This window comes from Methylobacterium marchantiae, from assembly GCF_042679825.1.
Lineage (GTDB): Bacteria > Pseudomonadota > Alphaproteobacteria > Rhizobiales > Beijerinckiaceae > Methylobacterium > Methylobacterium marchantiae.
Genome location: NZ_JBHTND010000025.1, coordinates 1 through 14,017 on the forward strand (window position 1 = coordinate 1; position 14,017 = coordinate 14,017).

General features: G+C 66.5%; 14 protein-coding genes. 5 read left to right on the plus strand and 9 right to left on the minus strand.

Annotation, left to right across the window (positions count from 1 at the left end; genetic code table 11):
• Nucleotides 1–670: 670 nt before the first annotated feature.
• The 4 genes from ACFQ4G_RS16585 to ACFQ4G_RS16600 all read right to left on the minus strand — a co-directional run bounded on the left by ACFQ4G_RS16585 (nucleotide 671) and on the right by ACFQ4G_RS16600 (nucleotide 3,881).
• A complete protein-coding gene (locus tag ACFQ4G_RS16585; RefSeq protein ID WP_238209033.1) occupies nucleotides 671–1,411 on the minus strand; it encodes a molybdopterin-dependent oxidoreductase in 741 nt (246 codons plus the stop codon).
• A complete protein-coding gene (locus ACFQ4G_RS16590; RefSeq protein ID WP_238209032.1) occupies nucleotides 1,404–2,078 on the minus strand; it encodes a cytochrome b/b6 domain-containing protein in 675 nt (224 codons plus the stop codon). Before ACFQ4G_RS16590 ends, ACFQ4G_RS16585 begins: the two co-directional genes overlap by 8 nt.
• Nucleotides 2,079–2,142: 64 nt before the next feature.
• Entirely contained in the window at nucleotides 2,143–2,730 is a 588-nt protein-coding gene (locus ACFQ4G_RS16595; protein ID WP_238209031.1) for a class I SAM-dependent DNA methyltransferase, read from the minus strand.
• Nucleotides 2,727–3,881, minus strand: a complete 1,155-nt coding sequence (locus ACFQ4G_RS16600) for an acyl-CoA dehydrogenase family protein (protein WP_238209030.1) — start codon at nucleotides 3,879–3,881, stop codon at nucleotides 2,727–2,729. Before ACFQ4G_RS16600 ends, ACFQ4G_RS16595 begins: the two co-directional genes overlap by 4 nt.
• A 466-nt stretch (nucleotides 3,882–4,347) precedes the next feature.
• Between ACFQ4G_RS16600 and ACFQ4G_RS16605 the strand changes: the two genes are divergently transcribed.
• Both ACFQ4G_RS16605 and ACFQ4G_RS16610 read left to right on the plus strand, forming a co-directional pair.
• On the plus strand, nucleotides 4,348–6,489 hold the full coding sequence (locus ACFQ4G_RS16605) for a helicase-related protein (protein ID WP_238209029.1): 2,142 nt from the start codon (nucleotides 4,348–4,350) through the stop codon (nucleotides 6,487–6,489).
• Nucleotides 6,486–7,151 (plus strand): metallophosphoesterase family protein, encoded by a 666-nt coding sequence (locus tag ACFQ4G_RS16610; protein ID WP_238209028.1) that lies wholly within the window; start codon nucleotides 6,486–6,488, stop codon nucleotides 7,149–7,151. The genes ACFQ4G_RS16605 and ACFQ4G_RS16610 overlap by 4 nt, the downstream gene beginning before the upstream one ends.
• Before the next feature lie 44 nt (nucleotides 7,152–7,195).
• Here the strand turns inward: ACFQ4G_RS16610 and ACFQ4G_RS16615 are convergent, their stop codons facing one another.
• Entirely contained in the window at nucleotides 7,196–7,396 is a 201-nt protein-coding gene (locus ACFQ4G_RS16615; RefSeq protein ID WP_238209027.1) for a hypothetical protein, read from the minus strand.
• A gap of 1,027 nt (nucleotides 7,397–8,423) precedes the next feature.
• On the opposite strand from ACFQ4G_RS16615, the gene ACFQ4G_RS16620 reads away from it, so the two are divergent.
• Nucleotides 8,424–8,963: a GrpB family protein gene (locus tag ACFQ4G_RS16620; protein WP_238209026.1), complete on the plus strand. Its 540-nt coding sequence runs from the start codon at nucleotides 8,424–8,426 to the stop codon at nucleotides 8,961–8,963.
• 39 nt (nucleotides 8,964–9,002) lie between these two features.
• On the opposite strand, the gene ACFQ4G_RS16625 is transcribed toward ACFQ4G_RS16620, so the two are convergent.
• The 4 genes from ACFQ4G_RS16625 to ACFQ4G_RS16640 all read right to left on the minus strand — a co-directional run bounded on the left by ACFQ4G_RS16625 (nucleotide 9,003) and on the right by ACFQ4G_RS16640 (nucleotide 12,973).
• Complete coding sequence (locus ACFQ4G_RS16625) at nucleotides 9,003–9,455, minus strand: GNAT family N-acetyltransferase (RefSeq protein WP_238209025.1); 453 nt, start codon at nucleotides 9,453–9,455, stop codon at nucleotides 9,003–9,005.
• 36 nt (nucleotides 9,456–9,491) lie between these two features.
• Complete coding sequence (locus tag ACFQ4G_RS16630; RefSeq protein ID WP_238209024.1) at nucleotides 9,492–9,959, minus strand: hypothetical protein; 468 nt, start codon at nucleotides 9,957–9,959, stop codon at nucleotides 9,492–9,494.
• 269 nt (nucleotides 9,960–10,228) lie between these two features.
• Nucleotides 10,229–11,455: an acyl-CoA dehydrogenase family protein gene (locus tag ACFQ4G_RS16635; RefSeq protein WP_238209023.1), complete on the minus strand. Its 1,227-nt coding sequence runs from the start codon at nucleotides 11,453–11,455 to the stop codon at nucleotides 10,229–10,231.
• Between the two features lie 105 nt (nucleotides 11,456–11,560).
• On the minus strand, nucleotides 11,561–12,973 hold the full coding sequence (locus ACFQ4G_RS16640) for an aminotransferase-like domain-containing protein (RefSeq protein ID WP_238209022.1): 1,413 nt from the start codon (nucleotides 12,971–12,973) through the stop codon (nucleotides 11,561–11,563).
• A gap of 112 nt (nucleotides 12,974–13,085) precedes the next feature.
• Here ACFQ4G_RS16640 and ACFQ4G_RS16645 point away from each other — a divergent pair, with 112 nt between their 5' ends.
• Together ACFQ4G_RS16645 and ACFQ4G_RS16650 are read left to right on the plus strand one after the other, a co-directional pair.
• Nucleotides 13,086–13,382 carry a DUF1127 domain-containing protein gene (locus tag ACFQ4G_RS16645; RefSeq protein WP_238209021.1) on the plus strand — a complete coding sequence of 99 codons (297 nt, stop codon included), beginning with the start codon at nucleotides 13,086–13,088 and terminating at the stop codon, nucleotides 13,380–13,382.
• A 159-nt stretch (nucleotides 13,383–13,541) separates the two neighbouring features.
• Nucleotides 13,542–13,871 (plus strand): DUF1127 domain-containing protein, encoded by a 330-nt coding sequence (locus ACFQ4G_RS16650; RefSeq protein WP_238209020.1) that lies wholly within the window; start codon nucleotides 13,542–13,544, stop codon nucleotides 13,869–13,871.
• Nucleotides 13,872–14,017 lie beyond the last annotated feature (146 nt).

Genomic DNA, 14,017 nt, shown 5'->3' on the forward strand with positions numbered 1-14,017 from the left:
TGTTAAGCCTGCCGCCAGCGTTCGCTCTGAGCCAGGATCAAACTCTCAAGTTGAAGAGTTGATCTAGCTGATCACATCATAACGGAAGCACACAAACCAAGATCGCGTCTCCGCATATCTCAGTGTGAGCTCTCGAAACGTGTCAGCAATCGTCTCACACGATCTGCTCTCGCAGATCCGCAAGGACAACGCCGTCCACGCTTCTCTTTCTCAGATACACTTGTCAAAGAACACGACCAAAGCAACAATGCCCGGCCAAAACCAATCCGCGAGACCAAACAACCGATCCCCACCGAACCTCGGTGAAAACCCTCTTGTCGATCTGGAGGAACCGTGATACCGAACCCACCACCCGGTGGGCCGCCTCAGCGGTGGGGGCCGTCTAAGGCCTCCAAATCCCCCTGTCAACCCCAGCAATCCAGATCAACCAGACCGCCGGAACCGACACACCCACAAAGACAAAAACAGAAGATCACCCAGCGATTAAGCCGGACAACCCATCCGATCTGTCCAAGAGACACAAACGACGCCCGCCGAACCGAAGTCCCCGCTGGCCGCCGCCGATGAACAGGGATATACGGACGGCGCCGGACCGCGTCAACACCTAAAACGACAGGTCGATGACGGAGACGGGCCATACGGCCTCGCGATCCGGCCCATGAGACCCGGCTCAGATCCCGGCGTACCAGGGGAATCCGAGCTCCGCGACCATGCTCCCCCTCCCCTTCCCCAAGCCGTCGACGCGGTCCACCGCCTCGATCCGCGTCAGGTATTTCAGGCTCTTGTAGCCGAGCTGTCGCTCCACCCGCAGGCGCAGGGGGGCACCATGGGCGATGGGGAGATCCTGCCCGTTCATGCCGTAGGCGAGGATGGTCTGCGGATGCAGGGCATCGAACAGGTCGTAGCTGTCCCACCAGCCATCGACGCTTCGCATCACGATGAAGCGGGCCTCGGGCTTCAGGCCGACCTTGGCGAGGAGATGTGCCAGGGGAACGCCGGTCCATCCGGCGATGGCCGACCAGCCCTGCTCGCAGCTATGCAGCGTGATCTGGGTGCGGGCCGGCATCGCCTTGAGATCGGCGAGGGAGAAGGCGTCCGGCCGCTCGACCAGGCCGGTCACGGGCAGCTTCCAATCGGCGAAGGCCACGGCCTTCGATGTCCTGTAGCCGGGATCGTCCGGATCGGTGGTGTTGATCGTCGGGAAGACGGAGGAAATCGCCTCCGGTCCGAACTCGCGCACCAGCGGCTGGTTGCGAAGGAGCCATCGCTGTACCGCGAAGGTCAGCCCGTTGCTCCAATCGTAGGGCGTCGCGAGGCGGCTGAGCGAGGGGGCCTCGCAGCCGCCGAGAAGACCGGCCCCGACGAGACCGGCCGAACCGGTGAGAAGCCTCCGGCGGGAGAGCTCAGTCATCGCCCGTCTCCGAGGGAATCGCGAAGCGTCCGGTGATCATCGAGCGCATGAGGTTGCCGGCGCCCCCGACGAAGACCTGCATCACATGGACCAGCAGGAACATAACGAGCAGGCAGGCCACGAGGAAATGGATCGTGCGCGCCGATTGGCGGCCGCCGAACAGGCTGAAGAGTTCGGGATAGGCTGCCGTCACGCCCGGCGACATGGTGAGGCCGGTGAGCACCATGAGCGGGAACAGCACCAGGACGACGCCGAGATACGCGAATTTCTGCAGGGCGTTGTAGCGGAGGGCCTCCCGGCCGCGGGCCTTCTTCAGACGGAGATGATCGCCGATCTCTCCCGCGAGATGCCTGGGCGTGAGCTGGTCGCCATCCGGTATCAGGGCCTTGTGCAGATGCCCGCTCACCAGGATGAGGACGAGATAGGCGAGCCCGTTGAGGACGAGGATCCAGCCAGCGAGGAAGTGGAGGTTTCGGCCCCAGCCGGTCTGTTCGAGATCGACCGGCAGGGGCAGATCGAGCCAGGCCGGTGCGCCGAGCGCCCCGGTCTCTCCCCAGAACAGGCGCGGCAGAGCGAGGAGGATGGCGATTCCGCTGACGAGCAGGGTGCCGAAGGCGATGGCGTTCAGCCAATGGGTCAGGCGGAGCCAGGCGGGATGGCGAAACACGGTCCGGCCTCGATCCGCACCGGCCTCCCGCTTCTGGCCGGCCTCTACCTTCAGGAATGAGGATTCACGCGATGCGGGTGAGGACATCGAGCCGGTACCGGTCGGTGCGATGATGGTGGACGATGCGGATGGACCCGTCGAGGATGCCGATCAGCATGTCGGAGGCCTCGTCCCCGCTCTGAGGATAGTGGGTCGGCCCCGTCCAGTGGACGAGGACGAGATCGCCGTCCGGGCGAAGGGTTTCGAGGATGCGTTCGGCCAGCCGGGCCATGTCGTCGGGATCGAGAAAATAGATCACTTCCGACATCAGGATCAGGTCGAACCGGCCTTCCGGCCATCCGTCGGGGACGTGCAGGCGCTCGAATCTCACCTGCGGGACCGCCTCGCAGCGCTCGCGCGCCTGTTCGAGGGCCTTTTCCGCCGTGTCGACGGAGATGAGGGCGTCGCAGCGGGGCGCCAGCGCCTCGGTGAAGATTCCGATGGAACAGCCGATTTCGAGGGCGGAGGCGTAATGCGATTTCGGCAGGGCCTCCAGGGTGGCGGCGTATTTGCCGGCCTCGTAGGGGCTGGTGGTGAATTGCCAGGGATCGGGATCGCCGGCGTAGCGGTCCTCGAAATAGTCCGGCGGCATCGTCTGCGAGTGGCGCGTCATGGCACATCTCCGGCGTCGCGCCAGAGATCTCCGGCGGCGACGGTCTCACCGAGAACATAGCGCGCGGCGGAGGTCAGCGCGAAATCCGGTGCCGGCTGACGCAGATAGGTGGCGAGATCGCGCGAGGCCCGTTCGAGGGGATGATCGCGCAGGAACCCCTGCAATCCCACCGAGCGCTGGGCGAGCTGCAGCACGGTCAGCCCCGCCGCTTCCACAGCGGTTCGCGCCAGATGGACATAGGCCACGATCCGGTCGGGATGGAGATCGTCCTCGAACACGATGCGGGCCGCGCGCTCGACCCAGAGGCGTGCGGTCTCGGCGGCGGCGAGCCCTTCCCCCAGCCGCGCCGATTGATGCGGATCGTGCCCCCGGCCGGTCCGGCGGAGGTGATCGCGCCAGATGTCGAGCACGGCCTCGACCCCGCCGAGCTGGACGGCGGCGAAACGCCAGGCGCCGCCGAAGAAATAGGGCTGCCGGCCGTAGGAATCGGGCTCGCCCAGCAGGTCGTCCCGCGTGAGGGCGAGGCCGGTCAGATCGACAGTGCCCGTGGCCGAGGCACGCATGCCATGGGCCCGCCAATCGGAGAGATCGGCGCGCGTGAAGGGGGCGAGATCCGCCACCACCATGTAGGCGAGGTCGCCGGGGATCGTGCGGGCGGTGACCAGGGGGCGGGTGACGTAGCCGGCGCCGGAGGCGAGGATCTTGCCGGATTTCAGGCGATACCCGTCGGGGCCTTCCACGAGCTTCAGCCCGTCATCGGCGCGCTCGGTGTTCCAGACTCCGAACAGATGCCCGTGCCGCGCATCGGCGAAGAGCCGGGAGCGCTGGGAGGCGTCGCCGTAGCGGGCGACGAGCTGCAGGGCGTTGACATGGCCCTCGTAGATCCGGCCGAGGGCGAGACTGCCGCTGCCGACGAGGCGCAGCACGTCGCACAGGCTCGCCGCACCCGGCTCCTCGCCGAGGCCGGCCCCGCCCTCGTCCCGCGGGATCGGCGCGGCGAGCAGACCGAGCGTCCGGAGATGATCCACATCCGCCTCGGGAAACCCGCCGTCGTGATCGTGTTCGGCCGCCCGCGAGGCCGCGACCCGTGCGGCGATCCTCGCGGCATCCGTGGCATCGACGACGTGAGCGACCGGTGTCGGCTGGTCCACGCTGTTCATCCTCCCCGAGCGGCCGTCGCGCTCATGCCTCGAACACTCATTCCACAAGCGCGAAAGCGTCGAAACATTCCGCTTTGTACTGGATCGCTGCGGCCGCGAGCGACGCCATTTCGCAAGAGATCCGCCTTCCCCGTCCCGTCGAATGAAGACATTCGATGTCCGTTGCAGTGAAACCAGATTCCGGCTGTCGCGCACCCCGATGAAGACGCATCGATCTCTGCGGCAGGTCGCCCGGATTGGCCGTGAGACAGGGTGTCAACCGGCGAGAGCTTCGGCGGTTCAAGAGCGGATCGACGAAAAGCTTCGTCCCGCACCCGAGACGGAAGGCCGCTCCCCAGAAATGCCGGCCTTATCCACATATCCGGGATAGGCGCCGGGTCCGGGATCGGGCAGCCTGCCCGTGGCTCGTGGGGCGATGGCGCCGCCGCTGCCATACCCGTCCGAGGATCGATCGCCCATGGCGCGAAAGCGCGTTCAGCCCACCGCCGAACTGCTGATGGAGGCCGTGGCCCGGCTCGGCCTGCCGCCGCGTTCCGTGGATATCGAGGCGTTGCGGGCGCAGCTCGACCTTCCGGAATTCGGCGGCTTCGTCGAGGATTCGCGCGTCGGCAAGGCGCTGCGGCGGATGAGGGCGCAGGGCGCCTTCACCAGGACCGGAGCGGAGGCGGTGGCCCGGAGCGTCCCCGGCCTGAAGGTCACGGTCGCGGCGAACGACACCCTCGTCTGGCGCGTCCGTGTCGTCCTGCCCCTCCTCGATGGCGGGCGCATGGACGTGCGCGTCGACGTCCCCCCCGACGGTGTGGCCGGCGATATCCTCTCCGGCATGGCCGAGCGCAACGATCCGGCCTGGCGCATCGAGACCCTTCGGAATGCGGTGGCGGAGATCACCGCGCAGACGGCGCGGGTGCTGCGCCCCTCCCTCGAACGGCTTCGGGAGGCGGTGGCGGCGGATCTGCGCGAGGTCGGCGCCGATGCCGTCACCTATATCGACCATATGGACCGCTCGCTCCGCTCGCGGGTGTTCCATGCCGGGCCGCAGCTCGGGCGTTCCATGGGCGATACGCTCGCCCCGGTGCGCAAGCGCGCCAAGGTCGTCGCACGGGAGGATTCGCGCCTGCGCCGGCTGCGCGACCAGGTCGGCTTCGGCGCCTATATCGAGAAGTTCACGGCCGCCCGGCGCCTCGGCCGCCGCATCGTCTTCCATATGGGCCCGACGAACTCCGGCAAGACCTACGCCGCCCTGCAATTGCTGGCGGCTGCCCCGACGGGGACCTATCTCGCGCCCCTGCGCCTCCTCGCCCTCGAGAATTACGAGGGGCTGGCCGAGCGCGGCCTCAAGGCCGGCATGGTCACCGGCGAGGAGGTGCTCGGCGAGGACAGGCCGACCCATACCTCGCGGACCATCGAGACCGCCGACCTGTCGCGTCCCGTCGACGTGGCGGTGATCGACGAGATCCAGATGCTCTCGGACCCCGATCGCGGCTGGGCCTGGACCAACGCGCTGTTCGGCATCCCGGCGCGGCTCGTGGTCGTCTGCGGCTCCGACGATGCGCTCGCCGCCGTGCGCCGTGCGGCGGAGGCGGCCAACGAATCGCTGGAGGTGGTCACCTTCGTGCGCAAGACGCCCCTCGTCCTCCTCGACGAGCCGGTCCCCCTGGAGAAGGTCGAGCCGGGTGATGCGGTCGTGGCATTCTCGCGGCGCGCGGTCCACGAGAACCGCGAGATCCTGGTGGCCGCCGGACACAGCGTGGCGACGATCTACGGCGCCCTCTCCCCGGAAGTGCGGCGCGCCGAAGCCGCCCGCTTCCGCACCGGCGAGGCCACCGTGCTGGTGACCACCGACGCCATCGGCATGGGCCTCAATCTCGGGCCGTTGAAGCGCATCGTCTTCTCCGCCACGCGGAAATTCGACGGTGTCGGCGAGCGGGCCCTGACCAACTCCGAGATCCGCCAGATCGCCGGCCGCGCCGGCCGCTTCGGCCATCAGGATGTCGGCTATGTCGCCGCCACCGAGGCCACCGGCATCGAGCCGATCCGGGCGGCCCTCGGCGGCGCCCCGACCGCACCCGCCGCCGATACGCGGTTCTTCGTCCGGCCCGACCTCATCGCGATCCGCTCCGTCGCCGAGGAAATGCGGACGGAGAGCCTGCGCGAGGTGATGACGCATTTCGCCCGCGCCACCTTCTATGCCGGGTCGCCGTTCCAACCCTCGGCCCTCGACGAGATCCTCGACGTGGCCAAGGTCATCGATCGCGCCCGCCTGCCGATCGAGGAGAAATTCGCCTTCTCGGTCTGCCCGGTGAACCGGCGCGACGAGATCGCCATCGCCATGCTGGAACGCTGGGCCCAGGCCCGCGCCGCCCGCACCACCGTCCCGGCCCTGCGCGCCAATCTCGGCGGCGAACTCGATTATCAGGAGCGGACCGTCCGCCTCGCCAGCGCCTATCTGTGGTTGTCGCGCCGGTTCCCCGAAACCTTCGACGACGACGAGCAGATCCGTGTTATGCGGGGCCGCGCCAACGCGGTCATCGAGCAGCACCTGCGCGAGACGGCGACCCGCAAGGCCGAGCGCCGCCGGGCGCGGCCGGGAGCCCGATGACTGACCTGACCTACGCGATCGGCGACATCCATGGCTGCGCCGATGCCCTCGTCCGGCTCCTCGCCGAGATCGAGCGCCACGGCGACGGCCGCCCGCGCCGTCTCGTTTTCCTCGGCGACTACGTCGATCGCGGACCGGACAGTGCCGGCGTCCTCGAGATTCTGCGGGATCTCGACCGCGCCGGGAACGGCAGCGCCACCTTCCTCATGGGCAACCACGAACGGATGGTGCTCGACGCCTACGAGAAGCCGTTCGGGGTCACGGCCTGGCTCGAGAATGGCGGCGAGAGCACCCTCGCCTCGTTCGGAATCCAGGACCCTGAGAACCTGCCGCGCGGCGTCCTCAACTGGATGTCCGTCCTCGCCACCGTCCACGAGGACGCGCGGCGCTACTACGTCCATGCGGGGTTCCACCCCGGACGGACCGGCATCGATCCGGACGTGGAGGCGCGGCTCTGGATCCGGAAGCCGTTCCTCACCGAGGATTTCGACTTCGGCAAGCACGTCGTTCACGGGCACACGCCCCAGAAGGACGGTAGGCCGGATGTCCGCCCCTTCCGCACGAATCTCGACACGGCCTGCGTCTTCGGCCGTGTCCTCACGGCAGGCGTCTTCACGGACGAAGCCGGCCCGGCCGTGGATTTTCTCCAGGTCGCGAAATGATGTCGCGCAATGATCGCCCCGGAGTATGTGATCGCCCGACCGGCCTAGGCCCCTGCGCCGACCCCCCTCCCCTTCCGTGACCGATCACGGGGGGAGATCAGATCGACGACGCTGCAATAGGCGAGCAGCAACCCGGCGGTGACGTAGGCGAGCAGCACCGGCATCGGATCGGCGATCGGCCCCATGACGAGGGCGGCCGCGATGAGGACCATGCTGAGACGTTGCAGATAGGGTGAGAGGCTCATGCTCGAAATGTCCGGCCGCCGGATCGATCGGGGCAGGACGAACCATGACGCGCGTGTTTTGCGGCTATGTTTCCGGAACGGGCGGAGCGGCGACGGGGGTGCTGCGGCGCACATTCGCGGCCTCAGCAAGCGACTTTATAGTCTCAGCGCCTGTTCGATCTGTATTCCCAAGAATTTACCTCATCCTGAGGTGCCGCGAAGCGGCCTCGAAGGAGACTTCCAGGGATCGCTTCGGTGCCTGGAGGGCTCCTTCGAGGCCCTTTGCTTTCGCAAACGGCACCTCAGGATGAGGTGGTCTGATGGGATGCTTCATTCCGGCATGCGCATCTGCTGACAAGTCCGACCGAACACGCCTTGCTGAAGCGTCAGCGAGCGGACATGAGCCCGGATCCTTGGCGCGATCGGCGCCCGTTCGGATCACCGGGGAGTGTGGAGCCAGTCGCGTGGCCCTGCCCTATGCAGGCTTGGCATACCACTATGGCCTTTCGGCGCTTGCATTGTGCGGTGCAGCGTCCGACAAGAGTGGAGTGAGACCGCGATGGCGTCGCGGTCCTGCAGCCCTTCTTGGGCGTTTCCTCCCTAGACTTCGGGCCGCTCCCTCACCGGGGCGGCCTTTTTTTGTCCAGGACTGGGCTTTTAACGGTCGTCCCCTCCCCGAACAAGCACAATCATGCGCCACGGGATCGGGGGAAGAAGTTTCCTGCGCATAGTGCGAAATCGGGCATCCAAGCCGCGCCCTCGTCGTCTGGATCGAACGGATGGCACCTATGTTCCGGGTCTGGTTTCGACCCAGGCTGTGTGAAAACGCAGGGCGGCTCTGAAATCGTGGAACGATCTTCTATGCGGTAGGCGTCCAGACATCTGACACGGCGGTTCGGATGGCATTCGCACGTCCGTGCCAGCGCTGCCCAGGGAGTCGAGGGGAAGTCCTTCTACCGCTACCGCGTTTTCACACAGCCTGGACCCATTGCGAACATGTGATTGGACGTTAGAAACTTCGTATCAGTCGCCCTGATTGTCGAACACGATGCCTCCACCCTTCAAGGTCGAATTGGCCGAACACAATCCACATTGGTCGGCAGCGGCACTCGCGGAAGCGTCCGTTCTTCATGATGTGCTCGGTTCAGCCCTGTTGATCGTCCATCACATCGGATCAACGGCCATCCCAGGCTTGAGGGCAAAGCCGATCCTTGATCTCCTGCCTGTCGTCCGAAGCATCGACGAAATGGATTTGAGGAAGACGAACCTCGAACAGATCGGTTACGACTGGTGGGGTGAGTTTGGGCTTCCTGGGCGGCGTTACGTCACAAAGGACGAGCCGGGCACCGGGCGGCGTCTTGTCCAAGTGCACTGCTATGAAATCGGTGCGCCGGACATCGACCGACATCTCGCTTTTCGCGACTACCTTCGGGAGCGACCAGAGATCGTTGCCTCCTACGAGCATGAGAAAGCTCGCTGCCGGGCGCTCTACCCCGACGACTCTCACGCGTATGGCGCATGCAAGAGTGCATGGATCGAGGCCGTTGAAACGGCCGCTCTGGCTGATTGGCGGCGCTCCTCATTGTGAGGGGACCATTCATCTAGACCATATGGCAGCTAACGACGCTCAGGGGACGATGGACTTGGTCATCCGAACGCAGCCATCGGCGTCTCCAAGCAGTTCTGGCGCCTGCGTCGTGACACGGGTCCAGCCTGTCGCCGTATAGAACCTCTCGGCGTCTGAAGCCGCACTCACGAACAGTCCGCTCAGCCCAATCCCTCGTGCATAGTCTTCGACCATCGTGTCTAGCACACGGCCGTGCCCCTGCCTCCGCAGGGACGCTGTGATGGCGACCAGCCTTACGATGCCCGTCCCGTCCCGCAGGTCGTCCAGCCGCGTTGTGCCGATCCCCTTCTCATTCAGTTTAAGAAGCAGCGCGTGATGATGAGCAAAACGCTCCTGCGGGCGAGCATCGTCGTAGCCATCAAGACCTCTCTCCTCCCAGAGCGAGGAACGACGGATGGCGTGGTAAACCTGCCAGTCGGCAGCGTCGGCAATGCGGATGAGAGTATATTTCATCGGTCCAACATACCTATGGGCCGTCCGCAAACCACCCTAAGCAGAATTGACTTGCTCTTCTGTGATCACGCCGGACCAGCACCCGACCGTGATCGGTGCGGCGCCTCGCCGGTCAAACAGCGACCACCCGGGATCGCCCTCCAAAGTTGAGAACGACGCAACGTGGAAGCGATCTGAGAGCGAGATCAGCACTTCGGGCAAACGTCCGAACGTAGCGACATCGACGACATGCTTTCCAACGAGCCGCGCGAACGTCGGCTCCCAAAGTTCTTCGTCGCTGCTACTTCCGCACACGATGGCGTGCGCGTCTTCGATGCGCCAGTCAGCCTCGATCATCAGGCCGATCGCACCCGAAGGCGCACCAGGAGTGCCATCTTTGCGTGTGCCGTCTGCAGGTGTCAGTTTGCCGAATTCGATGAACAACGCCGATCCGTAGCCGCGCCAGACGTCGGCGACCACCAACCCCTCGGCTGCTTCCCGAAAGTGCTCGATCCAGTCTTTCATGCTGCAGATCATGCCGGAGCCGCCGCGGCCTGCAAACCACCCAAATCAATCGTTGCGGGTAAGTACCCCAAGTCGCATTTCCGCCATTAGGCGACTCCAGCGCCCGGAACCCGTCGAAGCACGGTTTACGCCTGCCATCGGGCGAAGGCGATCTCTTCGTTCTTGGAGTGATGGCGAGGCATGGCATCTACCCTCTTCCAGGGTTCAGGATGCTCGAACAGGTCGCGCTCAGCGTGGACCAATTCGCCGGGTCAGGGTCATTGCGGACCTCACCCCCGACCGAGCATCCGGTCGCTGATGATCCGGCGCTGGATTTCGCTGGTGCCCTCGAAGATCGTGGTCAGGCGCGCGTCGCGCCAGTAGCGTTCCACCCGCCGTTCGGTGGTGTAGCCGTTGCCGCCGTGGAGCTGCATCGCCTGGTTGGTGACGCGGACCGCCATTTCGGTGGCGAGGAGCTTCACCTTGGCGGATTCGCCCTCGGCCGGCTCGCCCTCGTCGAGGAGATGGGCCACCTGCTGCCAGTAGGCGCGGGCCTGGTCGACCTCGGCCGACATGTCGGCCAGCGCGAAGCGCAGGGCCTGGAACTCGCCGATCGGATGGCCGAACTGCTCGCGCTCCTGCAGGTAGAGCTGGCAATCCTCCACCGCCGCGCGGGCGACGCCGACCGCGCGGGCCGCCGTGTGGACGCGGGCGATGTTGAGGCCTCGCTGCACCGAGGCGAAGCCGCCGGAATCCGCATCCGCCCCGCCATCGCCGTAGAGCCCGGTGAGGCGGTCGCCCTCGGGAACGCGGACGCCGTCGAGGGCGAGCTCGAAGGTGAGGAAGCCGTGATAGCCGATCTTGTCGATGACGTGCCCGGTCATGCCCTCGGGGAAGGTGCCGGGCGTCTTGACCACGAGGAACGGCTCCAGCCCGGCCGAGCGCGGCTCGCCCGGCTCCGGCTCGCGGGTGCGGGCCAGGACCTCGACGAAATCGGCGGCGAGGGCGAAGCCGGCCCAGCGCTTGGTGCCAGTGAGGACCCACTCGTCGCCGTCGCGCACCGCGCGGGTCTGGACGCCGGCGAGGTCGGAGCCGGCGGTGGGCTCGGACAGGGCGATGCCGCCGATCCACTCGCCGCGGGCGGATTTGCGCAGGAGCGTGGCGCGGCGCTCGTCGTCGAGGGTCTGGGTGCCGAGCCCCTGCCCCCGCGCCAGGATGCTGCCGACGGAGAGCCAGGCGCGGGCGAGTTCCTCGGAGACGAGGCAATATTCGAACACGCCGAGGCCGAGGCCGCCATGTTCGGCGGGGATGGTGATGCCGAACCAGCCCTTCTCGGCCATCCGGTCGATGAGCGAGCGCGGCATCTCGGCCTTCTGCCGGTCGAGCTCGTCGGCCATCGGCAGCACCACGTCGCGGGCGAAGTCGCGGGCCTCCTGCTGGAGCCTGGCGCGCGCCTCGGTGCGCCAGGGCGAGAACAGCTCGGGCGGACGCGGCTGCTTCAACTCGGGCTTCGACATGGTTCCTCCCGGTTTGTTCTTGCAGAGCATTCTCGAGCTTTGCCGTGATTCAGCAAAGCCCCGCCATGGCCGGGGAGTTCCACGCCGGCGCCCGGCGACGTCCCGTCAGACCGCTCCCTTGGCGACCGTCGCCATGGAATCCTGCAGCACGCGGAAGATCGCGGGATCGGCGCAATGGCCCACATTGAAGCGCAGGAAGTCGCGGCCGGCCTCCCCGGTGCTGAAGGCGGCACCCGGGGCCAGGACCACGTCCCGCGCCAGGGCGGCGCGGGCGACATCGGCCGAATCAAGCCCGTCCGGCAGGCGCGCCCACAGGAACAGGCCGCCGCGCGGCTCGGTCCAGATCGTCAGGCCGCATTCCTCCAGCCGCCGGGCGGTCTGGCCCATGCCCCGCGCGAGCTTTTCGCGAATTTCGGCGAGATGCCGGCGGTAGGCCCCGTCGGTAATGAGCCGATGCATCAGCGCGGCCGAGAGATGCCCGTTGCCGAGACTGAGGGCGAGCTTGAGATCGACCAGTCCTTCGACCCAATCGGGCCTCAAGGCGATGTAACCACAGCGAATCGAGGCCGATAGCGTCTTCGAGAAGCTTCCCACCGCAATCACCCGATTCAGGCCGTCGAATCCTGCATAACGGGGGGCCGGATCGGGCTCGAGATCGGCGAAAATATCGTCCTCGATAATCAGCACGTCATGCGCCTCGGCGAGCTTGAGGACGCGGTGGGCCACGGTCGGAGTCAAGGTGGCGCCGGTGGGGTTATGGAGCGCCGAGTTGGTCAGATAGAAGCGCGGCCGGTGCTCGACGATCACCCGTTCGAGGGCCGCTACGTCCGGCCCGGACGGCGTGAACGGCACGCCCACCACCTTCGCGCGGTTCGCCCGCAGCAGGGCGCTGAAGTTGAAATAGCAAGGATCATCAACGACGACGGTGTCGCCGGGGTCGAGCAGGAAGCGGCACAGGAGGTCGACGGCCTGGGTCGCCGAATCCGTCAGGACGATCTGGTCGGCCTCCGCCTCGACGCCCTTTTCGGCGAGCCGCCGGGCGATCTGGCTGCGCAGCGGCGGCAGGCCGAGGGGCTGGTCGTAGCAGGTGAGATTCGATTCCGGCTCGCGGGCGATCTGGCGCAGAGCGCGCCGGATCGCCTCCTCCGGCATCCACGAGGACGGCAGCCAGCCCGATCCGGGCTTCAGCAAATCCGGCCCCGCCTGCATCGACTGCCGGGTGATCCAGAGCGGATCGACCGCCCGATCGAGCTGCGGCCCGACCTCCTTCAGGCAGAGCGGACGGGTCTTGCCGGCGACGTAGAAGCCCGAGCCCCGACGCGCGACGATGGCGCCCTCCGCGCCGAGGCGCTCGTAAGCCTCCACCACGGTGGATTTCGATACGCCCATGGAATCTGCGAAGGCCCGCACCGAGGGCAACCTTGCCCCGGGCATGAGCTGGCGCCCGGCGATCCGTTCCATGATCGCGGACGACACGGTCTCCACGAGGGTCTGCGTCGTCCGCGCCGATACCGCCATCTGTACTGGTCTCTCGTCCGGACAATTCTCCCGGATCGTACTGGATTGTCCCTGTCAGCGCTAGGGCTGTCGGGTTCATTACAGCCGCCCGATCACGAACACAGAACGAGCGATGACCCCCATCGTGCACCGCCAGACCGTCCATCGGACCCTCACGCCCTTCCCGACCGGGCCCCTCGCGAAGGTGTCGACTGCCCTGCGCCGCCTGCTCGCGCAGATCGCATCCGGCCTGTCGCGCCAAGCGATCAACCGTCGAGTCGTCAGGAAGCTCGCGGTCATGTCCGACCGCGAGTTGAAGGATATCGGCCTCGTTCGCCAGGACGTGGAGGATGCGGGCTCCGGCGTCGGGGACGCCTCGCTGCTGCTGCTGGCCCGGCGCGATGAACGGCGCGGCGCCCGTGCGTCATGATTCCTTAATGAGCCAGGAAAGTCATGGCTTCGGAATTATTGATCATGACTTGGAGGTCGAGGCTTTAAGCGCGGTCCGGTTCTACCAGACCTGCAGGCACCGCAAGTCTAACTAGTCTAAGTGCTCTATCGCACGTCTTTGCCGGGAGAGGGAGCGCACATGGTGCTCACCCCTTTCAGCCACACGAAGTCCAGGATCATGAACAGCACCCTCAATTGGACCCCCGGCGACTCGGCTGCGGAACAGGTCACGCAGGCAACCCGCTTGATCGGCCGTCTCTTCTCGAAGGCCGCTTCCGTCGTCTCACGTCAGGACGACGACCGGCGCGGCCTCGACGAGCTCGGCTCCCTGTCCGAGCGCGAGCTCAACGATATCGGCCTCACCCGCTGGGACGTCCTCGATGCGGCCGAAGCCACCTCGCCGGCCGAAGCCTCGAAGATCATCCTGGCCCATCGCGCCGTGCGGCAGGTCTCCCGGCGCCTCGCCTGATCTTTGTGCCGATCCGCACGAATGCCATGCCTGACGGCTCGTCCACGCCCTGCAGGCGTGGCGGGGGCAGTGCCCCTGGGCTAAGAGGAGAGCGCGGCGACGCGCTGCGGTCTCGTCCGTAGGCGGTCCCACTCCTCAAAGCCTGG

What these genes read in the sequence shown, in the direction of transcription:
- ACFQ4G_RS16585 (WP_238209033.1), bottom strand. Translation starts at nt 1,411, where the DNA reads ATGACTGAGCTCTCCCGCCGGAGGCTTCTCACCGGTTCGGCCGGTCTC.
- ACFQ4G_RS16595 (WP_238209031.1), bottom strand. Translation starts at nt 2,730, where the DNA reads ATGACGCGCCACTCGCAGACGATGCCGCCGGACTATTTCGAGGACCGC.
- ACFQ4G_RS16605 (WP_238209029.1), top strand. Translation starts at nt 4,348, where the DNA reads ATGGCGCGAAAGCGCGTTCAGCCCACCGCCGAACTGCTGATGGAGGCC.
- ACFQ4G_RS16610 (WP_238209028.1), top strand. Translation starts at nt 6,486, where the DNA reads ATGACTGACCTGACCTACGCGATCGGCGACATCCATGGCTGCGCCGAT.
- ACFQ4G_RS16615 (WP_238209027.1), bottom strand. Translation starts at nt 7,396, where the DNA reads ATGAGCCTCTCACCCTATCTGCAACGTCTCAGCATGGTCCTCATCGCG.
- ACFQ4G_RS16620 (WP_238209026.1), top strand. Translation starts at nt 8,424, where the DNA reads ATGCCTCCACCCTTCAAGGTCGAATTGGCCGAACACAATCCACATTGG.
- ACFQ4G_RS16625 (WP_238209025.1), bottom strand. Translation starts at nt 9,455, where the DNA reads ATGAAATATACTCTCATCCGCATTGCCGACGCTGCCGACTGGCAGGTT.
- ACFQ4G_RS16630 (WP_238209024.1), bottom strand. Translation starts at nt 9,959, where the DNA reads ATGAAAGACTGGATCGAGCACTTTCGGGAAGCAGCCGAGGGGTTGGTG.
- ACFQ4G_RS16635 (WP_238209023.1), bottom strand. Translation starts at nt 11,455, where the DNA reads ATGTCGAAGCCCGAGTTGAAGCAGCCGCGTCCGCCCGAGCTGTTCTCG.
- ACFQ4G_RS16640 (WP_238209022.1), bottom strand. Translation starts at nt 12,973, where the DNA reads ATGGCGGTATCGGCGCGGACGACGCAGACCCTCGTGGAGACCGTGTCG.
- ACFQ4G_RS16645 (WP_238209021.1), top strand. Translation starts at nt 13,086, where the DNA reads ATGACCCCCATCGTGCACCGCCAGACCGTCCATCGGACCCTCACGCCC.
- ACFQ4G_RS16650 (WP_238209020.1), top strand. Translation starts at nt 13,542, where the DNA reads ATGGTGCTCACCCCTTTCAGCCACACGAAGTCCAGGATCATGAACAGC.